Origin of the sequence: Bradyrhizobium sp. B117 (assembly GCF_038969555.1) — a bacterium.
Lineage (GTDB): Bacteria > Pseudomonadota > Alphaproteobacteria > Rhizobiales > Xanthobacteraceae > Bradyrhizobium.
The window spans coordinates 7,543,201-7,568,960 of record NZ_CP152414.1 but is presented as its reverse complement, the minus strand read 5'-3'; the positions used below and the strand labels follow the sequence as shown (position 1 = coordinate 7,568,960).

The window sequence follows — 25,760 nt, the reverse complement described above, 5'->3', positions numbered from 1 at the left end:
TGCGGATCAAACCTCGTGGCACCAACTCCTCTGGGTCTTAGCCTGATCCAGAGGATGCCGCGATGGGGAGGAGCCCGGGAAGTGGCAATGCAGCATGGAGAGCTTCGAGGGTGCAGTCCGCCATCAAGCCTCGACGTGCGAACAGGCGTCTTTGCGAAGCTATCGCGCGATGTACGGGCCAGCGCTGTCGCAACATCGCTCTGAAAGGTGTACCGACGTGCCTCAAGCATGGTGGCCGTGGGCTGCAGATCATCAAAAGAAACAGGGAGGCGAAATACGTACTCTCTCGGAAAATGTTCACCAAAAGAAAGCGGCCTGCCAAAGGTATGCCTCTGCAATGAGGAGGGGTAAGCGACGCGGCGCAATGACGAGCGGCCAAAGCCGCTTGCGATGCAGGGTCAGTCGCCGTCGATCCCAAGCCGCTTCATGACGCGCATCACCGTCATCGCATTCCACGCGCCGCCTCGGGGCGAAGGAATGCCTCGCTCGGTCAGCTCCTGTGCAATCTCACGGTAGGGCAACTCCCACATCTCCTTCAGGATGGGCTCTATACGGGCGTCCCGAGTCGCTGCAGCGGCTTTGTTGATGTCGGCCTGTCGTTGATTGCCAAGCCGCTTGCCGCGATGCCTGGCCTCCGCAAGGGCGAGGCGGGTCCGTTCCGCGATGACGTTGCGTTCTTTCTCTGCCACGGCCGCGTAGATGTGCAACATGAAGGGATCAACGCCCTTGCCTAACTCCGAAACGATGAACGGCACTCTTTTTGCCATCAAACCAGCGATGAAGGCCACATCGCGGGAAAGCCTATCCAACTTGGCCACAACGACCGGGCACTTGAGCTGCTTGGCTTTACGCAAGGCCGCCGCAAGCTGTGGACGCCGGTCTAGCGCATCTGCTCCTTTGCCGGTCTCGACCTCCGTGAACTCACCTGCGATTTCCATGGCCTCATTGGCGGCGAAGGACGAGATGAGGCGCCGCTGGCCATCGAGACCGAGCCCCGATCGACCTTGCTTCTCGCGCGATACTCGATAATAGGCGACAATCGGCTGCAACATCGTCATTCTCGTAACATGCAAACGAACGTCAGTATGTTACAAGACGTGAATCTCCGCAAGAGTCGCGTGTGAAAGGGAGTGGAAGCATCGAAGAGGACTGAATCCGCGAAGCAGTGTCGGTGTGGGCAGGGCTGCTGGCCGACGACCGCCCCCTGGCGCCCCCCAAACGAGGCAACAAGAACGTTCGCAACACCGCGCGGCAAAATTTTTCTGCCTCCGACTTGGCGAGGCATTTCGCTTAGCATTTTGCTGCGATAGTCTGCAGGATAGCGAGGCGCAAGCACAGTTTTCCTACCCTCCAGAGGGATCTGATGAGAGAGCCAAAAATGTCGCTTTCTGCCACGCACGTCCTCTTAGAGATGCCGAGAGAAAAACCCGAGTTTGAAGCGGCTTGGCTCGCCAAGGCGATTGAGGCCGAAGCTCTATGGTCGGGCGCGCAAGTGGACAGAGAGTTCCATGATCGCGTGGATCTGCTCGATGCAGACGGCATTCCGGATCTGGAGGCCTTCGCTCGCGAAACCCTCGATGAGTTGAAGGGACAAAGTTGTGCTGCGGCGCTCGAGCTCTACGCAGATGGCTGCGGGATGTTCAGCCGCGAGTTCGGGCTCATGGTCCGCCTCGGTTTCTTTATCCACGATGGTACTTGCTATCGGATAGCCTTGCCCAGATTGCTGACACCGCAACTTATGCGTCAGGCCGCTGTCGGCCTCTGTGCGGTTGGTGAAGATTGGGGCGATGATGTCTTCGTGCTCACGCCGGAGCGCCAACTTCACATGCGTCGGAAGTCTGACGCGGAGGCTTGGCAGTCTAGACGGCGCGCGATGGGCAGGTTCACGGTGATCAACGCTGATCCGTGAGGGGTAGGGAAGGCTGCTCGAAAGCCCGCGAATGAACCCGACGTCCGCTTCTGAGAGGTGAGCCGACCAAGCCAGTGCAAGGTATTGAAGGCAGTTTCTGACCCATAGCGACCCACCAGCGTCTCTCGCCATGGCCGCTTATGACCTAAATCGGGCCACATCCGATGATTGGCGAGGCAGAGAGTGCGTTCTCGTTCACCACATTTAAACCTTAAGATTTTACGAAGAGGGGTCACCCCACAGGCGGCAGGACCATGCGAACACCATTTGTGAGGAAGTCACCCGAGGACTTCGGGCAATGAAGGTTTGGCAGTCCAGCTGCCTCGCGGCTGCGATCGCATCGTTGGGACTTTATCTGGCCGCGGGTAACAGACCGGGCGCGACGGTGCCGGATGTCATGCCGGAAGCTGCAGCGAACATAGCGGCTCCCGCGAACATGACGGCTCCTGCGAACATCGTGACGCCCGCGCTTTACGCTGAGGCATCCGCCAGGCTTGCGGCAGCTCTTCAGGCGGAAAGAGCAGAGCTTGGCTCGGTGACGTCATCAGGTTCCGTGCCGTTGAGCACCGGAGCCGAAATCACCGATGCTCCCGCCGCGCCAAAATTGGCGTCGTTGGGAGAGGATATCGTCCAGTCGCTGCCGGCAGCGCGCGATGCGCCGGACGATACGCCCAAAGCGGCGTCGACGCCGGATTTCCGCTATCTGACCTATTACATCTGGTCCGAAGTGCCGCCCGCCGAGAAACCGGCGGAGACCGTCTTGCGTGCATTCAAGGACATCCCGCTCGGAACGCCGGCCGAAGAGATCAAGCGCGCCTCCGACGCGTTTGGTCTCGATTTCAATTTCATGATGGCGGTTGCCAAGATCGAATCCGGTTTCAACCCTAATCAGCGCACCGGATCGTATATCGGCCTTTTTCAGCTGAGCCAGTATGAGTTCGGGAAGTTCGGCTTCGGACAGATTCGCAGCCCGCGGGACAATGCCGTAGCGGCCGCCTACAAAATCATTACCGAAGGCGTCCAGTTCGAGTGGATCACGCACCGGGCGCCGGACATGAGCGATCTTTACCTGATCCACCAGCAGGGCTGGGAAGGCGCCGCTCAGCACATCAGCCGGCCCGGTCGCATCGCCTGGAAGTCCATGTGCGCCACCAGCGAAGGCAAGGAGAAGGGCGAGAGATGGTGCAAACGCGCGATTTGGGGCAATGCACTTCCGGCCTACAAACGCACCTGGAAGTCGGTGGACAACGTGACGTCAGAGGCGTTCGTCGGCATGTGGCGCGGCCGGGTCGCCGAGTTCTATACGAAAAATGTGGCGACCGCCGCTGGGGCGGCAAGCCAATAGTTCCGTTGTCGGCTTGCATTGCCTTTAGCCGCCATGGAGAAGCAGACCCAGCTGGGTAGACCAAGTCCGCTTATGGAATGGACGTCCCGGCAGGCCAGCTTTTAGGCCGCTACCGAGGCACACGCGGATTAATCGCTGGCCCACCTGTTAATTTCTGAGTACACGCCAACGCGACGGGCAGTGGTTCACACTATTTGGGGAGGCGCGGGATGCGGTTGTCTATCCTTGCTGTTCCAGCGCTTATCCTGGGGGCTTCCGGCTCAACTTGCATTTCTGTGGCGCTGGCAGCTTCGGAATGTTCGAGATCAATGGAACTGGCAGATTGGGGTGAGAACTCGACCGCTGACATCAGCGTCACGTCTGGGGGCAGTTGCGTTTTCCCGATCACGGTACGCGGCGCTGCTAGTAGCTCGGAGATCTCGTTGAAGCCTGTGCACGGCAAGCTGAAGAAGCTCAACGCAGCAACTTACGAATATAGCACGAAGGCGAGATATAAAGGGACCGATACCTTTGTCATTAAGGCAACGGGCAAGGGGCCGAAGGCGTCCGGTACGTCGATAATCACGGTCCACGCGACGATCAAGTAGGTTGAAGCGGCGGTATCAAACTCGCTTCCGAAAACTGAAGGACTGGATCATGTCCAATGTCACGATCCGTTGGTAGGCGCGGGAGAGGGCCGGCATGGACTGATTGGTTCGGCTGGTCGCCAACCTAGAATGCCGCAATAGATGCTCGCGAGAGCCAAGCAACAGCAATTAATCAATCTGCATCTGCCGTTCGCGGCATGTTCGCTTTTGGAAAAATCCTTCTCCGGGCCGAAGCTGGTTTTTGCGGGGTGAACCGCGAACCAATTGTGGCGGTGGGGAATAATCATCTACGAATGGTGGCAGACGCGAACTCGAGCGAAGGCGTGCCCTTGCCGGTCTTCTCGCAGTACTCGGCCTCGATGCTATAGCCGTGCTGCGGGCGTTCGCGTGCCGGGGGTGCGGAGCGCGTCGACGGTATGGACCGCAAAAATAGCCGCGCTCATTGAGGCCAGAAGTGCGATCAGGATGTTCATGAAGCTGACCCTTTAGAAGGAGCCCGGGCGCAGCGAGTCGAACCTATTGTGCTCTGCATGGTGAGAGGCCGAATGCGCCGATGCCATTGCATCGTCCATCCCGACGCCAGCTTCCTCGGAGTGGCCGCGCCGAGCCGGTTCAAGGACCTCGACGGTCGCGGTGGCCCCCGCAACGAGTTCGTTTCGGTCGGTGCCGTCCAGCGTGATTCGGACCGGCACACGTTGCGCCAGCCGCACCCAGTTGAAGGTCGGGTTGACGTTGGCAAGCAGGGTCGAGCCGTTGCTGCGATCGCGATCCTCGATACCAGCTGCAACGCTCTCGACCTTGCCGAGCAACGCGCCGCTGCTTCCCATTAGCCGCACGCTGACGGGATCGCCGACGTGGATGCGCCGCAGCTTGGTTTCTTCAAAGTAGCCCTGGATGTGCAGCGTGTCGCTGTCGAGGAGCGCCATCACGCCCTTTCCGGGGGCGAGATAGGCGCCAGGACGCAGCTCGTTGTTGGTAACGATGCCGCTGACCGAAGCCCGCACCTCGCTGCGTTCGATGTTGAGCTTCGCGAGGGCAACGTCGGCGACGGCCTGGTCATAGGCCGCCTGGGCCGAGCCTTGGATGGCGACGACCTGGTCCATCCGCTGCGTCGACACCACGACGCCGGGCGTCAGCGCACTGTAGCGCTTCAGATCGGCATTGGCATTGTCGAGCATGGAGCGCTTGCCTTCCAGTACCGCCTCTGCTTGCTTGAGCGCGATCTCATAGCGCGCCCGGTCGATCCGGAAGAGCACGTCGCCCTTTTGGACTTGCTGATTGTCCCGAACCAGAACCTCGCTTACAAAGCCGGCAACGTCGGGGGCCACGGGCACCACGTCGGCCCGTACGTGTCCGTCGCGGGTCCAGGGCGCATCAAAGTAGTAATCCCACAGCTTGTAGCCGGCCCAAAGTGCGACCAACACAACGGCACCGGTCAGCCCAAAGCGACGGAGCGAATTCACGACGGTTTTCATGACACCAACTCCTTTGAGGCGAGGTGGGGAACGGGCGTGACGCGATCGGAGGTCTCTCGATCCCGCCGGCGCTTGGTGGCCTCGAAGTCGTGCATGCCGGTCTGCCATTGCAGGCCGACGATTGTCCCCTTCACGGGCTGCAGCAGAAAGAGTGCGGAAAGCCCGGTGACGGGGAGCCAGATCAGCAATTGAAGCCAGGCCGGAGGTGAATAGGCGATCTCGACGGCAAGAAGCGCCGGCACGACGAGGTGGCCGACGATGGCGATCACGAGATAGGCCGGAAGGTCGTCAGCGCGTTGCGGCGTGTAATCTTCGCCGCAGACCTCGCAGTTGTCGACCACCTTGAGAAAGCGGCCGAACAAATGGCCCTGACCGCAGTTCGGGCACTTCATCGTGAACCCGCGCCATAAGGCTTTCTGAAGCGAAACGGGTGCCGTCATGAGAATAACTCCGTGGAGCCGAGGACCAGACCGGTGACGAGGCAGATGAAAAGCGCGAAATCGAACAGTGCGGGATGCCAGATCCATCGATAGAGACCGATCCGGGCAATCAGCTTGCTGGCGAGGCGCCCAAGCACGTAGGCAACGACGCTCCAGAGCAGGAGCGTCGGAACGAGCACGCCGAAAAGGTCGAGTTCGTATCTCATGCGGCGATCGTCCCAGGTTCGCTTTGCTGAGGTTGATAGGCCGGCGACTCCGGAAAGAGCCCGGAACGAACGCCGGTGAGACCGACCAGCACGTGATCGCGGGCTTCGCTCCTGGGTTCCTGCAACGTCAATGCAATTGTGCTGTCGAGCTGCCCCACTAGGTCATCGGGGAGTGGCCCCGCCGCGTAGGTCCTGCAAATCGGAGCGAGACGAGCGAAGAACGCTTCGGTTGCCGCTCTTGTGCGGCGTGACAGGCCGAGGCTCGCTCGCCTCACGCCAAGAATGTTGAGCGCCGTCCGAAGCTGCCGAAGATTGGCGGCGCCGCTCTTTGCATCGGCAGGAACGACGGTGATACGCGCGGCAAGCAGGGCAAGGCGATGCTGCATGAGACTGGCAAGCGCGAAAGGATCCTGATCGGACGTGCGCTCGGCGACTGACGCAAGCGTGGCCCAATTGCTTCGCAGCAACCGTCTAGCGATCCAGTCAGCCCCGACCAGGCGAACGATGCCGCAAGTCAAGCCGGTCAGCGCCACGCCCAGCATCAGCGCAATGCTGGAGTTGGCATAGGAGGTAAAGTCGGCCGAATAGGTCTCAGTCAAGGCCAGTTGCACCGAGAGATAGATGGCGAGTATGGCGCCGAGGCGTGCGGTCAAGGGCCGCGCAGCCATCCATCCGAACAGCACGAAAGTCGGCATCAAAGCGACGATGAGCATCTCGAGAGTCGTAATCCGCGGCAACACGCCAAACAGGTAAATGCCATGAACGGCGATAACGATGAGGAAGACGCCGTAGAAATTGCGGAACGCCGGAAGCGGATCGTCCACGCCGGCCAGAACGCTGCCGACGACGGCGGCGAAGAGCGGGGCGGCAACCCCGTCCGACCAGCCGGTCGCAATGGAGAAGCAACTGCAGCAAAGCACCGCAAGGGCTACGGAGCCGGCCGCCAGGAGCGCAGACCAGTGGTCGCGATGCGGGAGGGCAACCGTCGCGGCGCCATGAGAGAAGACGAGAGGAAGCGATTCGGGATTGCGCCCCTCGGAGACAGCCTCGCGCAGCAGCTGGCAATCCTGCATGACGTTGACAAGGTTGCGCAGCCGGACCACGAGACCGGAGATCGCAATGTCGGTCCAGTCGGCATCTACGTCCAGCACCGGGCGGATTTCATCGAGTGCTGTGCGCAGCGCGCTTGCTTCCTGTCCATCGCGCCCGCCCGCTTCGAGCCATGCCGCTGTCTTTGTGCACATGCAGGCAACGCGTGCAGCCGCCTCCTCATGCCAGCTGAGAGGCAGCTTGCGGTCTTCGATCGATCCGAGCAGCGGAAGCAGCGAGAGCATATGCTGCCGGAGGCGCTGCAGCGCTCGCCCGGTATTTGCAGAAGTGGTCGCCTCATAGCCGAGATGGCGCCCAAGCTGGTCGATTTCGGAGGCCGCAGCGGCAAGACGCATGCGTTCGCTGTCACGCTCCTGATCGCTGCCACGGCCCGTCAGGACGTCCGCGGCAAGCCGGCGCGCGCCGGCGAGCCATGCATCGGTTTGTGCGGCGACTGCGGAGGCGACGCTGCGCGGTAGCACGAGCATCGCGACGACGCTCGCGCAGACGATTCCGAGCATGATCTCCTGCACGCGGGAAACCACGATGTCGAAGGTCGACTGCGGCGTCGAGACGATGGGGAATCCGAGCAGGGCCACGGTATAGGCGGCCAGCAGGAAGACGTAGCTGCGTGGTGTGCCGTCGATCAGCGACAGATATAGAAAGATGCCGACCCACAGCGCGATGCACAGGCTGAGCAGCTCCGGCGCATTAACGAGGTTCGGGACCAGCGCGATCGTTCCTGCCCCGCCAATCAGCGTGCCCAGAATGCGATAGACGGCCTTGGAGTTGGTGGCGCCCGTGAACAGGTTCGAAGTGATGTAGACCGACGCCATTGCCCAATAGGGACGCGGCATGTCCAGCAGCAGCGCGATCGAGAATGCCAGCATAGCCGCTGCGAAGGTCCGCAGCGCGAATACCACGGCGGTATGTCGGTCCCGGAATGAGGCAGATTGGGTCATGGCGTCGGCGGACCGTTGCGTCAGCAGTGAGCGAGGAGTCGATGTGCGATGCAGGACTTCGCGTCGGCCAGCGAAGCTGTTGCTAATCCGTTCGAAACGCATTCCTGCAATCCCGAGCGATTCATCCTGCAGTCGACGGGCGTCGTCGACGTCTCGACGACGCCGACGAAGTCCGGTTTCAGAAACGCGACGAACATCATGAGGCACAGGATTTTGCCAGCGAACACCGCCAGGCACAGAGCGTCTTTCATGTCGGCTCTCGATCAATGGATCTTGGCTGCACTCGTCATACGAGTTCTGGGCTGCTGCGGCTTTGCGCGGATTGCCGATGCATTTTCATTTCTTGCTGTCGGAGCGGCGGCCGCAGCTTCTTCCACTGCAGCGAACGCATCGTGTGGGCTGCGCCGCGCGGCCTGGATAAGGTCCTCGTGCACGAGGTCCGGCTCGAGGCCAGACTCGGCAATGTGCGTCACTGGCGGGTGAGCGGTGTCGAACACCACCCGCTCCGGCCATTTTTGGTCCGAACGGATGCGCAGATTGGCCCGTTCGCTCGGAGTGATCGCGGAATATGAATAGGCAGGGGGCGCCGGAAGCAGCCAGTCGGCCACAAACAGCAACACGAGGAGGGCGCCTCCCACCCACACGAAGTATTGACGTATAGGCACGTCGAGCGGCCTTTCAGTGAATGACTAGCCCGGCGAAGATAAGCGGACGACGGCCCACGGGCTTTGCATCGCGTGCTCTTGTCTTGTCCTCTGTTGCTGTCCGCCGAAGCGTGAACCGCAATTTCAAACCGGAGCCGGAAGCAACTGCCAGAGATCGCTCAGAGAGAATGCGAGTGGATAGATCCGCCTGCTTGACGATATCGACCAGGCGCCTGGCCGGTCGCCTGCCTGAAGGCCCGGGTAAAATTGGCCTGGCTGGAGAAGCGGAGCGAGAGCGCAATGTCGACCAGCGAGCGGTCGCCACGGATCAGCAAGGCTTTCGCGCGCTCGAGGCGCCTAGCACTGACGTAGCGATGGGGAGGGTCTCCTACGGCCTGGCGAAAGGCGCGCGCAAAATGGTATTTGCTCAGGCACGCGATTGTTGCGATGCTTTCGAGGCTGAGGTCGCTTTCGAGGTTTGCGTCGATATAATCTAGCACGCGGTCGAGCCTGCGCTGATCGAGCCCCTGGTGCGTGCGACAAGAAACGGGCTGAGCGCCTGACGCGTCGGTCCGCTTCTGAAGCAACCTGGCCGCCAGACTGGATGCGAGCGATTCGACGAGCATGCCGCCGGTGGAAGTTTCGGTCTTCAGCTCAGAGGCGACGGCGTAGCCGATCTCGGCCAGCAGCGGGTCTTCGCAAGCCGTTTCGTAGTGTAGAGTCTCGATTATGGATCTGGCGGTGTCGTTATTGGATTTGCTCGACGAGAACTGGCTGACTGGTAGATAGATGTGCAGGAATTCCGGCAGTTCTTGATCGAAATCGACCGAGCCGGTTCGCAGACCAGGAGGCGAAAGCCAAACCGTGCCGCGCCCGGCGATGATCTGACTTTCGATGCCTGGCGCTTGCCGAGTGACAATCGTGTGGCTGCTGCGGGTGGCGACGCAGATCCTGATATCGGAGTGTGGGGTCCTCCACGGGAACTCGCCTCTTCTAGCTGTGCACAGTTCGGCGGACAGGCCGAACCAGCTCCGATTCGCCGAAGATAGCAGGAGCTGCCCGGGACAGTCCCGCTCCCATGCCCCGCGATGCGGCCACGCTTCATACCGGCCAGCGGCCGACTGCACTGATTGAACCTGCATGCGGCCCTCCGGATCGCATTCGTCATTGCCTATGAGATCAACTTAAGACGGGCAGCGCAATTTGCTCGTTATCGATTGTTAGAGGCTGTTAGGGTTTGCGAGGCTCACACATCACCAACATCGGCTCACACGAGATAGCCGGAGACCCCGTCCCACAGCAGCTTCAGCGCCGTCATTGCACTGAGGACAATGTGTTGAGGCCTCGTCCGAATGGGGTTGGGGAACGGGGCGAAAGGCGGTGGGCCGCGCAACTGCCGGCCGGCACTCAGTAATCCGTCGAATTCGGAATCATCCACGCCGAAACCGTCTGCCACACGCCGTCGCTCGACCTGCGCTGATAGGCGATGAAGTCGGCGTCATCGCCGTGCTGGATTTCGTACCGGTAGGATTCGAGAGGCCTTGTCATTGAAGTCTCCTTGTCGGTGCTGAGGACGGCGTTTCTCATGCCATCATTCAAGGAGATCGCTTGAAGGACCCGCTTTGGACAGGTCCCTGCGTGGAAAGCGTCCTTCCAGGCAGCGGAAGGTTCGACAGCCAAGCCGCTCTCTCTAAGCAACGCCTTCTTCCGCAGTCTGGGGCGATATGGCAAAATCGGGAGGTGTCCTCCCGAATTATGGAAGGGGATCCGATGGATCGCCTGGAAGCGATGTCGACCTTTCTGACCGTGGTCGAGCAGGGCAGCTTGTCGGCGGCGGCGAGGCGATTGAAAACGCCACTCACAACAGTCAGTCGCAACGTATCCGAGCTCGAGGCTCACCTGCGGACCAAGCTCTTCAACCGATCGAGCCGGCAGCTGGTGCTGACGGATGCAGGCACCTCCTACGTTGCGGCCTGCAAGCGCATCCTCACTGATGTGCTCGAAGCGGAGCGTACGGCGTCCGGCGAGTATACCACGCCGACGGGCGAGCTGGCCGTGACGACCCCATTGGGCCTTGGGCGCATCATTCTGATGCCGATCATCGCGGACTTCCTCAAGACCTATCCGGACATCAAGGTGAGGATGATCCCCACCGATCAGAAGCTGAGCCTGGCCCAGGAGCAAATCGACGTCGCGGTGCGCATCGGCGAGTTGCCGGATTCGAGCCTGGTCGCACTGCGGCTCGGCAGGACGCGCCGGGTGGTGTGCGCCAGTCCCGCCTATCTGGCGGCGCGCGGAACGCCGCGCACGCCGGAAGATTTGGCCGGGCATGATTGTATCAGCTATCCCGGCTTTTCGCCCCCCGATGTCTGGACATTCCTCAAAGGCAAGGCGACCATCGCAGCGCCGGTGCGTACGCGGCTCACCGTCGGCAGCGCGGAAGCGGCTTGCACGGCCGCCCGCGCCGGCGTGGGAATTTCCATCGCCTTTGCCTACCAACTCGAGGCCGGTCCGGAAGCGGGAGCATTGACGACCGTGCTGGATGAATTCCAGCCACCGTCAATGCCGGTTAATCTCGTCTACACGGCCAACCGGTTTCTGCCGATCAAGGTCAGAGCGTTCCTGGACTTTGCAGCACCGCGGCTGAAGCGGGTTTTCGCGGAGTAAACCGAAGCGGTACTCGCTCAGCTGTCGGGCTTCCAAAATCCGGAAGGATGACTCCCGGTTTTCCGGCCTGTTGACCCAGGCCTTTCGCCCCACCTCCCAGGCATGACCTGCCGGAAACGGCGGCACGAACTGGAGGCGAACATGGGTGAAGTCATCCAATTTATCCCGAAGGCCGAGCGCGAACGGCTCCGCCTGATACGAGAAGCCCGCGCGATCTACGACAGCGTCTTCCCGCCGGCCGATCCGGTCAACGGGCAGCCCGACAGCAAACCGATCGTCGTCAACGGATCCTGGATTCATCGGGGCGGCGAACCGTTGTCGTGATCAACGACTTCGCAGTGCCCGACCGTCAACCATTAGGAGAAATCGTCATGTCAATCCGCAACACGCTTTTCGCCGCTGCATTCGGCATCGCCTCCCTCACGGCCGCCCAGGCAGAAGGGCTGCGTCCGATCGAGGCCAGGAGCATCGACCTCGGCGCGATATCGGGGGTCGCCTACTACACCGTCGAGCGCGACGGATTCCGCGTGGTTGCCACCCTGGCACAGGGCGAGACAGGAACACCGATCCGCGTCGTGTCTGTTCTTACACCTGGTCAGCGCGTGCTTCTCTCGACACCGCAACCGGCGGGCGTCATCGAGATCAGCCGGGAAGGGGACAGTGTGCTCGTTCGCAAACTGAACACAACCTCGAACTGAACCTCGACCTGAACGGTTGCGCTCGTTGAGCGGAATACAGCAAAGGAAACTACATTGTCCACCATTCACTTTCATCGGAGGACCACCGCGACGCCCGAACAATACGTCGCCGGCCTTACCGATTTCGGGCCCGGCCGCTCGAAGCTCTTTGACAACAGCAGCGATGCGTATCTCAAGGTGCATCATCAGAGCGGTTCGCATGCGGATATCACGGAGGGCTCCGGCGGAATCTGGGAGCGCCTGCACTACGACTGGTCCAATCCAGCCCGCGTCGTCCTCACGACGATCGACTCCAACGTGTGGGGAGGGGCGTCGGGTCACGTCTACACCTTCACGCGTCAGCCCGACGGCACGACGGACATTGATGTGGTCGTTACACGCGACGGCAAGCACCTGACGGGGCGGCTGCTCGGCTTCGTGCTCGGGACGATCGGGAGGCGGGTTCTGGATAAGGCGTTTGAAAACTCCGTCAGGGCCATCGAAGCCCGGAACAAGGCGGGTCGCGCGAATGCAGGCCGCTCAAGCATCGCAGCCTGAGGAGGCCGACATGACCATGGTCCAAGTGAGCCGCGAGGCTGCAAGACAAATCCCAGCAGAACAGCTCTATCTCGACGACCTTCAGGTCGGACAACGCTTCACCACCAGAACGCACAGGCTCGACGAAGCGCAGATCAAGGCATTCGCTCTTCAGTTCGATCCGCAACCCTTTCATACGGACGAACACGCCGCCGAGCGGACATTCTTCAAGGGCCTGGCGGCGAGCGGTTGGCACACCGCCGCGATCACGATGCGTCTGAACGTCGAGAGCGGTCCGCCGCTCGCCGGCGGCTTCGTCGGCGCCGGGGGCGAGGTGAGCTGGGCGGCACCGGTCCGTCCCGGCGACGTGCTCCATGTCGAGAGCGAAGTCGTTGAGGTCACGCCATCACGCTCGCGGCCAGACCGAGGAACGATAGTCCTGCTCAGTCGGACGATGAACCAACGGGGAGACGTTGTTTTGATTCAGAAGGCCAAGCTCGTTGTTCTGCGCAAAGTCGCTGCGTGAGGAAGCTTAGCTTGGAAAACAGACCATCATGAGAGACGCCGCTCGTGTCAGGACCGTGGTCCCCGAATCGCGGGCGGAACGACGTTGAAGCTCTAACTCGCGAGGAGCGTGTCTTGGACATCCGACATGATCAGGCGGCGACTGCAACTCGATCTAGATTGGAGCACTACGGATTCGAGGGGATTTTCTCATCTGCGCCGGATCGAGGGTGGTCCGGCCTGTCGGCCCAGCTGTGTGGGACAGTTCGCAAAGGGGTGATCCCATGGCGAACTCCACAATCTGATATCAGGATTTGCGTCGATACTCGCGGCAACGAGTCGCTGGTTACCCGGCGGGCGCCAGGCGTCGAGAGCCGGATCATCGCACGGCGAGGCACGGTTTGGCTGTCTCCTCCCGGTTTGCAGGAAGGTTCGGTTGACATCGCCGAGGATATGTCGGGAATTCTACATATTTATCTTCCACTCAGCCACTTCTCGCCCGGAAATTCCGACATAAATATCGATCCGGCCGCAGTCCGCGCGCTGAGCTACGAGAGCGCTTTCGAAGATCCGCTGCTGGCCGAAATCGGATGTGCAATCGCATCGGAGCTGCAGGCCGAAACCTCTGTCGGCAGTTTGCTCATTGAAGGCCTTGCATCCAGTCTGGCGGCGAGGTTGATTCAAAAGTGCATTAGGGCATCAAGCGGCAAGTCCATTGTCTCTTTTGCTAGTGGAGCGCTTGATCGCCGCAGACTACAGCGTGTGCTGGATTACATTGAGGCGAACCTGGAAGGCGATCTCACCCTCGATCTCATGGCATCCATTGCTTGTCTGAGCAGATATCACTTTGCCCGTGCGTTCAAGCAAGCTGTCGGGCACCCACCTCATCGCTACGTTAGCGCCAAGCGCCTTGACCGTGCGAAAGCCTTGTTGGTGCAAGGTGAGCGATCATTGGCGGATATTGCGCTGGCGCTCAGCTTTTCCGACCAAGCCAGTTTCACCCGCGCATTCAGGCAAGCAACAGGCCGGGCGCCCGGCCAATATCGCCGCGAGTTTGGATCGCGGCAACACGATTCGTCGCCGGCTGATATCAGGCAGGCTCTTCCGATGCTGGCGTGAATCCGGAGGTCGCGTCATCACCGCTCTGAAATACCCGCGGCCATTATTGCATCTGCATTTGTCTTCTTTGGCCAGCAACAAATGACAAAACGAAAGCATGCGACGCAAAGAAATCGCCCGGTCCCTTAACTATGGTCGATCGCGACGAAGCAAGGCGCACGAAACGTCCAGCGATTGCCTAGCGCCGACATCGAACGGCAAGTCGACCGAGGAGTTCTGTGATGAGCATCATTGATGCAAGCGCATTGTCAGGTTTTGTTCGCAAGACGGCATACGACTTCAGCAGGGTCGTTCACAATCTGATCATGGATGTGCGCGACAGCTACCGGCCCGAACTTCACTACATGCGCGGTCCCGGCCCAAAATGGCGGGCCAAGCATCAACCCTGGCAAAGCTCCGGTTCTGAAGCGGCACCGTCTGCCGGACACCATCAGCTGTCGCCAGTGTATGTACACCGCCTCGGGACGGCCAACCCTACCCGATAGCCGGTCGAGGTCATGCAATCATGTTCGTGATAGCCGTGTACCTGCTTTCGGTCTCGCTCCTCCTCAACCTGGCGACAATTTCAAGAGTCGAATCCTCGGAGCGCATTCGCATCTCCGGCGAAGCCAATAATCGCACTCGCTGGGCGGAAATCCGGGGATGGATGCTGCTCGTTGGCGCCTTCCTTTGCATCGCATTGATGGCTGTGCTGAGCGGTTCGGTCCATGCCGGCGTCGCCCTCGAAGACCGCAAACTGCCGATGAAGTTCACTTGGGTCGACTGTCACCCGAATTGCCGGGGCTGGGTCCGTGCAGCCGGGATCGTGACCGCCGACAGTCCAAGGGACTTTGATGAATTCGCCCATGGCCGACAACTCGGCGGCGCGACCATCGTGCTGGATTCCAGCGGCGGTTCGGTCAACGCCTCAATCGCGCTTGGAAGGCGTTTCCGCGAGCTTGGTGCACTGACCACCGTTGGCGTCAGCGTCCAGACCAATACCGCCCAAAGTGCTCCTGCCAATATGGCGCCCGTAGCCTATTGCGAATCGATGTGCGTGTTTCTTCTGCTGTCGGGCAAGACGCGTTACGTGCCCGAGAGTGCCCATGTTCGGGTACATCAGATCTGGCTTGGCGACCGTGCCAATGACGCCAAGGGCGCAACCTACAGCGCAGATGATCTGATGATCGTGGAACGCGATATCGGGCGTCTCGCCAAGTACACCTTCGATATGGGCGGCGCGGGCGATCTGTTGTCGCTGTCGCTGAACGTACCACCGTGGGAAGATCTGCATGAACTGTCTCGGGATGAGTTGCGACTGACCAATCTCGTCACCACCGATATGGTTGTTCAGGCAAGCGGCCCCAATACAGCAACGGTCGAGCTGACGCCAAAACCGGTGCAGGGTCGCTTCGTAAGCAGCGTGGTTGCGACCTCTCCGGAGCCGGCAAAACCTGTCAAGTCGGCCGAAGCTACGAGCCGCAAGGAGATGACTCCGCGTAGGCAAGAGTAGCAGGTAGCACCCTAGCTGAGGAGCTGCCAAAGGCTTCCCGTTCCGCGCCATACGCGCGTCGTTGGTCGCGTTGTTCGGGAGACCGTATAATCCCACTTGCTAGCGGTTCGACCTGCGCTGGGCGCTGAAGCGTGCTTGCCTCCGTCAGCCTCGTCATCTGGTGCAAGAGCTTCGTCACCTGACGGGGGCTGGAACACTTGCGCTCCTTGCTCTGGGCAGCACGCGCGACTTCGGCATTTGTAACCCCCATACGTCAGACAGTCTTGAGTAGGGCGCGGCCATTATCCCGCATTGCATCTGCCGTCTCGCTCGCCAGCAACAAATGACAAAACGACAGCATGAGATGCAAAGCCGTCAGCCAGTTGCTTCCCTATGTTCGATGCACTGGAACGAGACGCCTGCTGCAGTCGCAGGCCCCGCATCAAAACGGAGATCGAAATGGCCACCGCTGCTGCACTGAAGCTTTCGGAACCGAAACAGCTTCCGCCGCCGAACGCCGACTTCTTTCAATTCGCCGACACGCTGAGCGAGGAGGAGAGGGCGATCGTCAAGAAGGTGCGCGCCTACATGGATACGAAGGTCGCGCCCATCATCAACAAGCACTGGGTTGATGACACGTTCCCGTTCGAGCTGCTCCCGTCCTACAAGGAACTGAACATCGCCGGCCTCGGCATCAACGGCTACGGCTGCCCCGGCGGAAGCCCGCTGCTGGTCGCCCTGGTCGCCCTGGAGATCGCGCGCACCGACGTTTCGTTCTGCACCTTCCATGGTGTCCACACCGGCCTCGCCATGGAATCCATCTACCTCGCGGGCACCGAGGAGCAGAAGCAGAAGTGGTTGCCGCCGATGGCGCGCATGGAAAAGGTCGGATGCTTCGCGCTGACCGAACCGCTGGTGGGCTCGGGCACCGGCGCAGGTCTCATGACCACTGCGAAGCGCGAGGGCGATACCTGGGTCCTCAACGGCCAGAAGCGCTGGATCGGCAACGCGCCGTGGTGCGATATATCGATCGTCTGGGCGCGCGACGTGGCCGACAACCAGGTCAAGGGGTTCATCGTCGAGAACAAGACGACGCCCGGGTTCAGCGTCGAGAAGATCGAGAACAAGATCGCGCTGAAGGTCGTGCAGAACGGCCAGATCACGATGTCCGACTGTCGCGTGCCGGATGCAAACCGTCTTCAGGGAGGCAAAGGGACGTTCCGCGATCCCGCGCTGGTGCTGCGCGGCACCCGGCATGGCGTCGGCTGGGAGATCACCGGGGCGCAGATGGGCGCCTACGAGAACGCCCTCAAGTATGCCCAGGAGCGCCTGCAGTTCGGCAAGCCGATCGCCTCGTTCCAGCTCATCCAGGAACTGCTGGCGAAGATGCTGGGCAACATCGTGGCCTGTCAATCCATGCTGGCCCGCGCGGTGCAGCTCGAAACGCAGGGCAAGCTTACGGACGCGCAGGCAGCGATCGTCAAGGCGTTCTGCACGAGCAAGGCGCGGGAAACCGTCGCCTGGGCCCGCGAGGTGCTGGGCGGCAACGGGATCGTGGTCGACTACAACGTCGCGCGCTTCTTCGCCGACACGGAAGCGATCTACTCCTACGAAGGCACCTACCAGATGCAGAACCTGATCGTCGGCAAGGCGATCACCGGGTTCAGTGCTTTCGTCTGATGTCACGAACGGGCCGGCACTCGGCTGCCGGCCCATCCCTCAGCCAGGATCGATCAACATGTTAACATCAGCAGTTGCCGCGCCGCCGCTGGCGAATGTCCTCTACGAGACACGAGGCGCGATCGCCTATGTAACGGTCAATCGGCCCAAGGTGCTCAACGCTCTCAACGTAGCAACCTGGCAGGACCTGTCGACCGCATTCGAGAATGCGAAAAGCGACCCGACCGTGCGCGGCGTCATCCTGACGGGAGCAGGCGACAAGTCCTTCATCGCCGGCGCCGATATCAGCGGTTTGGCGCAAGCGGGCGCGATCGAGGCCGAGCGGTCCAGCCGCTTTGGACAGCAGGTCCTCGATCTGATTGAGAATCTCGGCAAGCCAGTAGTCGCGGCGATCAACGGCTTTGCACTCGGCGGCGGCTGCGAGACCGCGATGGCCTGCACCATCCGCATCGCGGTGGAGCACGCGAAGTTTGGCCAGCCGGAGGTGAAGCTCGGATTGCTTCCGGGTGGTGGCGGCACGCAGCGGCTGCCACGTCTCGTCGGCAAGGGCCGGGCGCTCCAGCTCATTCTGTCAGGCGGACTGATCAGTGCGCAGGAGGCGTACCGCATCGGGCTCGTCAACGAGATCATCCCCGCATCCGACTTGATCCAGCGCGCCGAGGCGATCCTGAACGAGATCGCGGCCAACGCACCGCTCGCCGTCAAGTTCGCGCTGGATGCCACCAACAAGGGAATGGAGACGAGCCAGAGCGAAGGCCTGGTCCTCGAAGCTTCCTATTTCGGGCTGTGCGCGGGCACGGAAGACAAGAAGGAGGGCACGTCGGCCTTCCTCGAGAAGCGCGCGCCGCAGTTTCATGGTCGCTGAGATTGCAAACCAGAAACCAAATCGAATTCAGGAGCTACCAATGGCAAACGAAAACATCTTCTCGGGCTTAAAGGTCGTGGACTTCTCGAGCTTCGTCGCCGCACCAGGCGCGGCCGTGATTCTCTCCGACTTCGGCGCCGATGTCGTCAAGGTCGAGCCGCCGCACGGCGACCCCTGGCGCAATGGGCACAAGGTGCCGTTCCAGCCGAACGCCCACGATCCCTATCAGTGGCATCTCGCCAACCGCAACAAGCGCAGCATCGCGCTCGATCTCAAGTCACCGAGCGCGCAGCAGATCATCTTCGAGCTTGCCAACTGGGCCGACGTGTTCATCGTCAACACGCCGCACCATGCTCGCAAGAAGCTGAAGCTCGAATATGAGGACGTCGCGGGATGGAATCCGCGCCTGATCTATGCCGATCTTACCGGCTTTGGCGAGCGCGGGCCGGACGCCGAACTGCCCGGCTTCGACATCACCTCCTACTGGGCACGCAGTGGTCTCTTGTCGCTGACGCGCGATGCCGGTGCGCCGCCGACCTGGCCGGTGGGCGGCAGCGGCGACAATGCCACGGCCGTCGGCCTCTATGCCGCGATCGTCACCGCCCTGTACTGGCGTGAGCGCACCGGAAAAGGCTCATATGTCACGACCTCGCTGCTGGCCCAGGGCGTGTGGTCTGCAAGCGTTTCCATTCAGGCAGCTCTCGCCGGCGCCAAGTTTCCGCCGATGCACGATCGCACGCATCCGGCCAACGCCGCGGCGAACATCTATCGTTCCTCCGACGGCACGTGGTTCGTCCTTATCGTCACGCCGGACAAGCTTGTCCCAGTCGTGAATGCAATAGGCCGCCATGACCTGCTGACCGATTCGCGCTTTTCCGATCCTGCGCAGCTGGTCGCGAACATGCCGCAGCTGACGGCGATCTTCGACGAGGTTTTCGGCGCCAAGCCGATGGCGCACTGGCATGAAGTGTTTTCCGGCGTGAACGTCACTTTTGGCGAAGTGCGCGGGCCGCAGGAGGTCGTCAACGACCCGCAGCTCGCGGCCAACGATATCGTCGTTCCGCTCAACGGCGCCGGCGGCAAGCTGACCTCGACGATCTCGAGCCCGATCACGGTGCATGGCGTCACCAAGGCTCCGGCCCGGCGCGCGCCCGACCTCGGCGAGCACACTGAGCAGATCCTCGGTGAACTCGGCTTCGACGCAAACAGTATCATCAACCTGCGCGAAAACGGCGCCATCGCGAAGGCGGCGCCACCGAGCAAGCGGGAAAGCGCAGTCTGATAGACGGCGGACCATCGAAAAGGTAAGCACGCAATGAGCGACATTATCACGGAAATCTCCGGCGGCATTCTTCGGGTCGAGCTCAATCGCCCGGCGCAGAAGAATGCGATGACGGCCGGCATGTACGCGAGCCTCGCCGGCATCTTCAGTGAAGCCGACAAGGACGAGGCGGTCCGTGTCGTGCTCTGGCACGGCGCCGGCAACGCGTTCTGCGCCGGCAACGACATCGGGGACTTCCTGAAAAATCCGCCCGGGCCAGGCGAATCCCCGCAATCCATCCTGATCAATGCGTTCATCGCGTTCGAAAAGCCAATCGTCGCGGCCGTGCAGGGCGCCGCTGTCGGTGGCGGGACCACCATGCTGACGCACTGCGATTTCGTCTACGCGGGCGAGAGCGCGAAGTTCAAGCTGCCGTTCATTGATCTTGCGCTGGTGCCGGAGTTCGGTTCGGGCTTTTCGATCCCGGCGCGAGTCGGGCATCTCCGGGCTGCAGAAATGTTTCTGCTCGGCGAACCGTTCCCGGCCGTGCGGGCGGCAGAGCTCGGCCTCGTGACCCGCGTGGTGCCTGATCGCGATCTGCTCGCCACCGCCACCGGCACGGCGCAGAAGCTTGCTGCAAAGCCGGCCGGCGCGCTGCGCGCCTCCAAGCGGCTCATCAAGCAGGCCTGGATCGATCAGGTCAGAGCGGCTGCGAAATCCGAAAGCCGGGAGTTCAGCGAGCGGATCCATTCCCCGGAAGCCACGGAAGCCTTCACGGCGTTCCGGGAAAAGCGCGCGCCTAATTTCGACAACCTGCCGAAGCCGCAGGCAGCCGAATAGTCGGCGCCAGCGAAGCGACACAAAAGGACAGACCCATGACCGTACTCCATGCCACGCAGACAAAAGCCGTACCGGGCGCGACCCGACCCGGCCGGTTGTTTCTTCTCGACCTGAGCGGCGGGCGCGTCCTGTCGATGGATTCGGACGGCTCGCATCCCCACGTCATCGCGACCGACTGTCCGCATCCAGACGGGATCGTCGTCGACGTGGCGGCTGGTCACGTCTACTGGACCAATATGGGCGTTCCCAGCCGGAACGACGGCTCGATCGAACGCGCCGACCTCGATGGCGGCAATCGCAGGTTCATCGTTGCCCCCGGTGGCACGTTCACGCCGAAGCAGCTTCATCTCGATAAGGTGAACGGCAAGCTCTACTGGTCCGATCGCGAAGGGATGCGAGTCATGCGCGCCAATCTCGACGGCTCGCAGATCGAGACGCTCGTCCAGACCGGCCAGGGCGAGAATGACCGGCGCGATCAGGCAAGATGGTGCGTCGGGATCGCCGTCGATCCCGCACGCGGGCAGATCTATTGGACGCAGAAGGGCGGGGACAACGCCGAAGTCGGACGTATCCTGCGCGCCGGGATCGAGATCCCGAAGGGCCAGACGGCGGCTGATCGCAGCGACATCGAGGTCTTCTTCAACGGACTCCCCGAGCCGATCGATCTCGAAATCGATCTGAAACATCGCATCCTTTACTGGACCGACCGCGGCAATCCCCCGCGCGGCAATACGGTGAACCGTGCGCCGATCGACGCGAGGCCCGCGCAAAACGTGCCGCAGATCGTGGTCTCGGACCTGATGGAAGGCATCGGCATCGCGCTGGACGTCCCCGGCAACCGCATGTTCGTAACCGACTTCGCCGGCTCGCTCTATGCGGCGAAGCTCGACGGGACGGAGAAGCGGATGCTTCTTGCCGCCCAAGGAAATCTCACCGGCATCACATACGTCGAAGTCTGACAAACGCATCGGAGAATTCCCATGACCAAAACCAAATCCATTCGCCGCGTCGCAATCATCGGCACCGGCGTGATCGGTGCGAGCTGGGCCGCGCTGTACCTCGCAAAGGGGCTCGAAGTCGTCGCGACGGACATCGCGCCTGACGCGGAAACAGCGCTGCGAAAGTTCGTGAAGTCGGCCTGGCCCGCCCTCGAACGGCTGGGGCTGTCACCTGGCGCATCGCAGGCGAACCTGAAGTTCACCGCCGACCTTGCCGAGGCGCTCGCCGGTGTCGACCTCGTCCAGGAGAACGGGCCTGAGCGGCTGGAGTTCAAACAGAAGCTATACAGGCAGCTCGATGAGCTGCTGCCGGCGGATGTGATCATCGCGTCGAGCTCATCCGGGATCAAGATGAGCGACATTCAGTCGGGCGCAGCGTTGCATCCTGAACGCTGCGTCATCGGTCACCCCTTCAATCCGCCGCACCTGATCCCTCTTGTTGAAGTCGTCGGCGGGGCCAAGACCTCGGAGCAGACGATCCAGCGTGCGATCGCGTTCTACAAGTCGATTGGGAAGAAGGCCGTTCGGCTCAACAAGGAAATGCCGGGCCATGTCGCCAACCGCCTGCAGGGCGCGCTGGCGCGGGAGGTCTACTACCTCGTTGCCGAGGACGTGCTGAGTGCTGCCGACGTCGATGACGCCTTGTCCTGGGGTCCAGGTCTGCGCTGGGGCATCATGGGCAACATGATGCTCAATCATCTTGGAGGCGGTCCGGGCGGCATCGAGCATTTCCTTCATCAGTTTGCCGGTCCGCTGAGCGCATCGTGGAAGACCCTCGGCTCGCCCGAGCTCACGCCCGAGATCCAGAAGAAGCTCATCGACGGTGTTCATGCCGAGGTCGGATCGCGCACCATCGAAGAGCTCGAAGCCGAGAGAGATGAAACTCTTCTCGGTCTCCTTGAGCTACGCGCCGGCCGTTCGAAGATAGTCGCTGCATTCGAAATCGCACCGATTGACGCACCAGTCGAAGATTCGGATCGCAACGACCGATTCGGCGCTTCGCCTTTGCTTTGATGAGGACCGCTGCCAGGGCAAACACTGCCTCAAAGTCCCGCACCTAAGGACCGATTCCACAGGAGATACCATGAACAACTTTTCACGACGGCACATGCTGGCCGCCACTGCCGGCGGTCTTTTGACGACAACCGCACTTGCCAATGCGCAAGCCGCCGGACCCTTGAAGTTCAAGCCGGGCAACGGCGGATTCGCGCGCCAGGCGGTCGAGCTGCCCCCGGGCGAGAAGGTCGCTTACCACGATCCGAAGGACGTGGCGGAACTCTCTGATTTTCACTTCTCGCTCGATGGCACCGTCCCAAAGGTGACGTCAGGCGGCTGGGCGAAGGAGGCGACCGTCCACCAGTTCCCCATCAGCAAGGGGATCGCGGGCGTCCACATGTTCCTCGAGCCCGGTGCGTCGCGCGAACTGCACTGGCACGCCATCGCGGCGGAATGGGCGTTCATCATCGATGGCCGTTGCCAGACGGTGGTTCTCGATCCGTCGGGTGCGAGCGAGATCAACAACTACGGCCCCGGTGATCTCTGGTATTTCCCGAAGGGCCACGGTCACTCGATCCAGACCATCGGCGACAAACCGTGTCACTTCATCCTGTCCTTCGATAATGGCGCCTTTTCGGAGCACGGCACCTTCTCGATCACGGATTGGATCGACGTAACGCCCAAGGATCTGCTGGCGCTCAATTTCGGCGTGCCGAAGGATCTCTTCGACGCTTTCCCAAAGGGGGAAACCTACATCCAGGCGGGACCGGTGCTGCCGGCCTCGGAGGCCCTCGACGCGCCCTGGCCCGGGGAATCGACGCACAAGTTCAGCCTCCTGCACGACAATCGTGCTGTGCGCGAGTTCGACGGTGGCACTTTCCGTCTCGCGACGGTGGATGAGTGGCCCATCTCGAAGACCATGTCGGGCGGCGTGATGACCATCAAGCCGGGGGCCATGAAGGAGCTGCACTGGAATGTGAACGCCAACGAATGGCACTACTATCTGCGAGGCAAGGCGCAAGTGGTGCTGTTCGGCTCGGGCGGGCGAAGCAAGGTGGCGGAGTTCAAGCCGGGCGATGTTGCGTACATTCCGCAGGGCTATGGACATGCGATCAAGAACGTCGGGGACGATGATCTTGAGATCGTGCAGACCTGGGACAACGGCAAGTTCGAAGAGATCGACCTCACCAAATGGGTGAAATCCAGTCCGCGTTACTTGTTGGGCAACAACTTCGCGGGCGTTCCCGGGACAACGATTACCAGGCTGAAGCAGACATAGCGGCTGATCGCCGCGGCCGGCGCCTTTCGCGCGCTGGCCGCGCATCACAGACGAGTAGCCGAAGCAAGACAACGGAGATACGACCGTGCCCACCATCGCAGCGAAGGACCGCATCGAGTTCGTCTCTAAGGACCGCGGCAGAGGGCAGCCGGTCGTGTTCAGCGGTGGATCGCCGCTGTCATCCGACGATTGGGACGACCCGCACGGGCGGTTCATCCTCAATCATGGCAACCGCGCCATCGCCCATGATCAGGGCGGCCATAGCCGCACTGCCCGGGTCGCCGACGGAACCGACATGGTGAATGGCATTGCGATGTCGATCTCACGCCTTCGGTTGACTTCGCGGTCAGGCTGGGTAGAGCGACTGCCCGATTTCACCAGTTTGGCCAAGCCGCGCGTTATGGCGCTCGCGCTGTTCACCGCATTCGTCGGACTGATGATTGCGCCGATACGCCCCGAACCGCTCCCTGGCTTCATCGCCATTCTGGCGATTGCGGCCGGAGCCGGAGCCGCCGGCGCATTGAATATGTGGTACGACGCCGATATTGACGCGGTCATGGCTCGCACTGCGATGCGGCCAATTCCTCGCGGTAAAGTCTCGAAAGGCGAGGCGCTTGTCTTCGGACTGGTCCTTGGCGTTGTCGCCGTCACGGCTCTCGCCTTGGTGACGAATCTAGCGGCGTCCGCGCTGCTGGCCTGCACGATCCTCTTCTATGTCGTCGTCTACACGGCGTGGCTAAAGCGGGTCACGTCTCAGAACATCGTCATCGGCGGCGCTGCCGGCGCCCTTCCACCCGTGATCGGATGGGCCGCGGCTGCCGGTCAGATCGGGCTCGAGCCGCTGGCGCTCTTCCTCATCATCTTCCTTTGGACGCCGCCGCATTTCTGGGCGCTCGCGCTCAATCGCACGGAGGACTATGCACGTGCCGGCGTTCCCATGCTGCCGGTCGTTGCCGGACGTGAGGCAACAACGCGACAAATTCTGATCTACAGCGGTCTCCTCATTCTCGCTTCGGAGCTGCCCGTAGCTATTGGGTCTGCAGGCATGTTCTACGGGACGGTCGTCGCCTTAGGTGGTGCGATCTTCCTCTTACTTGCATTGAAACTGAACAGTAGCGCTGCAACGGATCGCCACGTCGCTTACAGGCTGTTCGTCTTCTCCATCGCCTACCTGTTCCTGCTGTTTGCAAGCCTTCTGGCTGACCACAACAACAATGCGCCGGCGCCGACACGTCAGGCGCTGGATAGCCGATCGAATGTATCTTCGTTGACCGCGCAACAGCCTGGCACCACGCACAGTGCGCGCACCTTCTGGGTTCGGGAGGCGTGAGATGCGGTACGGTTCGCTTACTCCGCTCCTGCTGGCGGCCGCGACACTCGGTGGCTGCGATGGCGTGCTGGATCCCAAGGGGCCCATTGCGCTTGCCGAGCGGCAGATCCTGTTCAATGCGACCGGCATCATGCTCGCGATCGTGATCCCGGTGGCCCTTGCGACGCTTGGTGTTGCCTTCTGGTTCCGGGCCTCGAACGAGCGGGCACGCTATCGGCCGGATTTTGTCTATTCCGGTCGCATCGAGATGCTGATCTGGTCGATCCCGCTGATGACCGTGCTCCTGGTCGGCACCGTGGCCTGGATCGGCGCCTACGATCTCGATCCACCCAAGCCGATTGCCTCTTCCACTAGGCCGCTCAAGATCCAGGTCGTCGCGCTCGACTGGAAATGGCTGTTCATCTATCCGGAGCAGGGCGTCGCGAGCGTCAATCATCTGACGATCCCGGCCGGCACGCCGGTCAACTTCGAACTGACGTCCTCAGGCGTCATGAACAGCTTCTTCGTGCCGCAGCTCGCAGGCCAGATCTACACCATGGCCGGAATGGTGACACGCCTAAACCTGGTGGCTGACCATCCCGGCACATATCGCGGGATGTCGGCAAATTACAGCGGCGCCGGCTTCTCCGACATGGTCTTCAAGGTCGACGCGGTGGCGCCCGACAGCTTTGCGCAATGGGCCGATGCGACGCGCAGCGTCGGACCGGTGCTCGACGCACAATCCTATGCCGCGCTGGCCAAGCCGAGCAAGGCGGTTGCGCCCTTTACCTATCGATCGGTTGCGGGCGGCCTTTTCGTCGACATAGCGAATGCCGCGATGCAGCCGGCCGCGGGTCTCTGCGTCGCTTATCCTAAATCCATGAGGGCAGAACGATGAAC

At 61.5% G+C, this 25,760-nt stretch carries 29 protein-coding genes; 20 read left to right on the top strand and 9 right to left on the bottom strand.

What is annotated here, in order from left to right; translation table 11 throughout:
- Positions 1–398 precede the first annotated feature (398 nt).
- On the bottom strand, positions 399–1,052 hold the full coding sequence (locus tag AAFG16_RS36680) for a recombinase family protein (protein ID WP_342733182.1): 654 nt from the start codon (positions 1,050–1,052) through the stop codon (positions 399–401).
- 326 nt (positions 1,053–1,378) lie between these two features.
- Here AAFG16_RS36680 and AAFG16_RS36675 point away from each other — a divergent pair, with 326 nt between their 5' ends.
- The 3 genes from AAFG16_RS36675 to AAFG16_RS36665 all read left to right on the top strand — a co-directional run bounded on the left by AAFG16_RS36675 (position 1,379) and on the right by AAFG16_RS36665 (position 3,841).
- Positions 1,379–1,909: a hypothetical protein gene (locus AAFG16_RS36675; protein ID WP_342733180.1), complete on the top strand. Its 531-nt coding sequence runs from the start codon at positions 1,379–1,381 to the stop codon at positions 1,907–1,909.
- Between the two features lie 298 nt (positions 1,910–2,207).
- Positions 2,208–3,254, top strand: coding sequence for a transglycosylase (locus AAFG16_RS36670; RefSeq protein ID WP_342733178.1), 1,047 nt, complete (start codon positions 2,208–2,210; stop codon positions 3,252–3,254).
- 308 nt (positions 3,255–3,562) lie between these two features.
- The gene (locus AAFG16_RS36665; RefSeq protein ID WP_342733176.1) at positions 3,563–3,841 is read left to right on the top strand and encodes a hypothetical protein; all 279 of its coding nucleotides are present in this window, start codon (positions 3,563–3,565) and stop codon (positions 3,839–3,841) included.
- 485 nt (positions 3,842–4,326) lie between these two features.
- Here AAFG16_RS36665 and AAFG16_RS36660 read toward each other — a convergent pair whose 3' ends face one another.
- From AAFG16_RS36660 to AAFG16_RS36625, 8 genes are all read right to left on the bottom strand, one after another.
- Positions 4,327–5,316 (bottom strand): HlyD family secretion protein, encoded by a 990-nt coding sequence (locus tag AAFG16_RS36660; protein ID WP_342733174.1) that lies wholly within the window; start codon positions 5,314–5,316, stop codon positions 4,327–4,329.
- The gene (locus AAFG16_RS36655; RefSeq protein WP_342733172.1) at positions 5,313–5,756 is read right to left on the bottom strand and encodes a DUF983 domain-containing protein; all 444 of its coding nucleotides are present in this window, start codon (positions 5,754–5,756) and stop codon (positions 5,313–5,315) included. The genes AAFG16_RS36660 and AAFG16_RS36655 overlap by 4 nt, the downstream gene beginning before the upstream one ends.
- A complete protein-coding gene (locus AAFG16_RS36650; protein WP_342733170.1) occupies positions 5,753–5,962 on the bottom strand; it encodes a DUF1656 domain-containing protein in 210 nt (69 codons plus the stop codon). The genes AAFG16_RS36655 and AAFG16_RS36650 overlap by 4 nt, the downstream gene beginning before the upstream one ends.
- Entirely contained in the window at positions 5,959–7,941 is a 1,983-nt protein-coding gene (locus AAFG16_RS36645) for an FUSC family protein (RefSeq protein WP_342733167.1), read from the bottom strand. Before AAFG16_RS36645 ends, AAFG16_RS36650 begins: the two co-directional genes overlap by 4 nt.
- A 92-nt stretch (positions 7,942–8,033) precedes the next feature.
- Positions 8,034–8,264, bottom strand: a complete 231-nt coding sequence (locus AAFG16_RS36640; protein ID WP_342733165.1) for a hypothetical protein — start codon at positions 8,262–8,264, stop codon at positions 8,034–8,036.
- A 12-nt stretch (positions 8,265–8,276) separates the two neighbouring features.
- A complete protein-coding gene (locus AAFG16_RS36635) occupies positions 8,277–8,633 on the bottom strand; it encodes a hypothetical protein (protein WP_342733163.1) in 357 nt (118 codons plus the stop codon).
- Positions 8,634–8,836: 203 nt separating this feature from the next.
- Complete coding sequence (locus AAFG16_RS36630) at positions 8,837–9,799, bottom strand: AraC family transcriptional regulator (protein ID WP_342733160.1); 963 nt, start codon at positions 9,797–9,799, stop codon at positions 8,837–8,839.
- Between the two features lie 265 nt (positions 9,800–10,064).
- A complete protein-coding gene (locus tag AAFG16_RS36625) occupies positions 10,065–10,205 on the bottom strand; it encodes a hypothetical protein (protein ID WP_342733158.1) in 141 nt (46 codons plus the stop codon).
- A 222-nt stretch (positions 10,206–10,427) separates the two neighbouring features.
- On the opposite strand from AAFG16_RS36625, the gene AAFG16_RS36620 reads away from it, so the two are divergent.
- The 17 genes from AAFG16_RS36620 (at position 10,428) to cyoA (ending at position 25,758) form a co-directional block, all read left to right on the top strand.
- Positions 10,428–11,324, top strand: a complete 897-nt coding sequence (locus AAFG16_RS36620; protein WP_342741026.1) for a LysR family transcriptional regulator — start codon at positions 10,428–10,430, stop codon at positions 11,322–11,324.
- A gap of 141 nt (positions 11,325–11,465) precedes the next feature.
- Positions 11,466–11,648: a hypothetical protein gene (locus tag AAFG16_RS36615; RefSeq protein ID WP_342733156.1), complete on the top strand. Its 183-nt coding sequence runs from the start codon at positions 11,466–11,468 to the stop codon at positions 11,646–11,648.
- A gap of 47 nt (positions 11,649–11,695) precedes the next feature.
- Positions 11,696–12,022, top strand: a complete 327-nt coding sequence (locus AAFG16_RS36610; protein WP_342733154.1) for a hypothetical protein — start codon at positions 11,696–11,698, stop codon at positions 12,020–12,022.
- Positions 12,023–12,076: 54 nt separating this feature from the next.
- Positions 12,077–12,559 (top strand): hypothetical protein, encoded by a 483-nt coding sequence (locus AAFG16_RS36605; protein ID WP_342733152.1) that lies wholly within the window; start codon positions 12,077–12,079, stop codon positions 12,557–12,559.
- Positions 12,560–12,569: 10 nt separating this feature from the next.
- Positions 12,570–13,064 (top strand): MaoC family dehydratase, encoded by a 495-nt coding sequence (locus AAFG16_RS36600; RefSeq protein ID WP_342733151.1) that lies wholly within the window; start codon positions 12,570–12,572, stop codon positions 13,062–13,064.
- Positions 13,065–13,177: 113 nt separating this feature from the next.
- A complete protein-coding gene (locus AAFG16_RS36595; protein ID WP_342733150.1) occupies positions 13,178–14,161 on the top strand; it encodes an AraC family transcriptional regulator in 984 nt (327 codons plus the stop codon).
- Positions 14,162–14,382: 221 nt separating this feature from the next.
- The gene (locus AAFG16_RS36590) at positions 14,383–14,646 is read left to right on the top strand and encodes a hypothetical protein (RefSeq protein ID WP_342733149.1); all 264 of its coding nucleotides are present in this window, start codon (positions 14,383–14,385) and stop codon (positions 14,644–14,646) included.
- A gap of 197 nt (positions 14,647–14,843) precedes the next feature.
- Positions 14,844–15,653 (top strand): hypothetical protein, encoded by an 810-nt coding sequence (locus AAFG16_RS36585; protein ID WP_342741025.1) that lies wholly within the window; start codon positions 14,844–14,846, stop codon positions 15,651–15,653.
- Between the two features lie 438 nt (positions 15,654–16,091).
- Entirely contained in the window at positions 16,092–17,312 is a 1,221-nt protein-coding gene (locus AAFG16_RS36580) for an acyl-CoA dehydrogenase family protein (RefSeq protein WP_342733147.1), read from the top strand.
- A 58-nt stretch (positions 17,313–17,370) separates the two neighbouring features.
- The gene (locus tag AAFG16_RS36575; protein WP_342733145.1) at positions 17,371–18,177 is read left to right on the top strand and encodes an enoyl-CoA hydratase-related protein; all 807 of its coding nucleotides are present in this window, start codon (positions 17,371–17,373) and stop codon (positions 18,175–18,177) included.
- Positions 18,178–18,217: 40 nt separating this feature from the next.
- Positions 18,218–19,459, top strand: coding sequence for a CoA transferase (locus tag AAFG16_RS36570; protein ID WP_342733143.1), 1,242 nt, complete (start codon positions 18,218–18,220; stop codon positions 19,457–19,459).
- A gap of 33 nt (positions 19,460–19,492) precedes the next feature.
- Positions 19,493–20,278 carry an enoyl-CoA hydratase gene (locus AAFG16_RS36565; RefSeq protein ID WP_342733141.1) on the top strand — a complete coding sequence of 262 codons (786 nt, stop codon included), beginning with the start codon at positions 19,493–19,495 and terminating at the stop codon, positions 20,276–20,278.
- Positions 20,279–20,313: 35 nt separating this feature from the next.
- Positions 20,314–21,237: a 3-hydroxyacyl-CoA dehydrogenase gene (locus AAFG16_RS36560; protein ID WP_342733139.1), complete on the top strand. Its 924-nt coding sequence runs from the start codon at positions 20,314–20,316 to the stop codon at positions 21,235–21,237.
- A gap of 21 nt (positions 21,238–21,258) precedes the next feature.
- Positions 21,259–22,290: a 3-hydroxyacyl-CoA dehydrogenase NAD-binding domain-containing protein gene (locus AAFG16_RS36555; protein ID WP_342733137.1), complete on the top strand. Its 1,032-nt coding sequence runs from the start codon at positions 21,259–21,261 to the stop codon at positions 22,288–22,290.
- Positions 22,291–22,360: 70 nt separating this feature from the next.
- Positions 22,361–23,551: a cupin domain-containing protein gene (locus AAFG16_RS36550; protein ID WP_342733135.1), complete on the top strand. Its 1,191-nt coding sequence runs from the start codon at positions 22,361–22,363 to the stop codon at positions 23,549–23,551.
- Positions 23,552–23,864: 313 nt separating this feature from the next.
- Positions 23,865–24,881, top strand: coding sequence for a heme o synthase (locus tag AAFG16_RS36545; protein ID WP_342741024.1), 1,017 nt, complete (start codon positions 23,865–23,867; stop codon positions 24,879–24,881).
- A 1-nt stretch (position 24,882) separates the two neighbouring features.
- A complete protein-coding gene (cyoA, locus tag AAFG16_RS36540; protein ID WP_342733133.1) occupies positions 24,883–25,758 on the top strand; it encodes a ubiquinol oxidase subunit II in 876 nt (291 codons plus the stop codon).
- Positions 25,759–25,760: the final 2 nt, after the last annotated feature.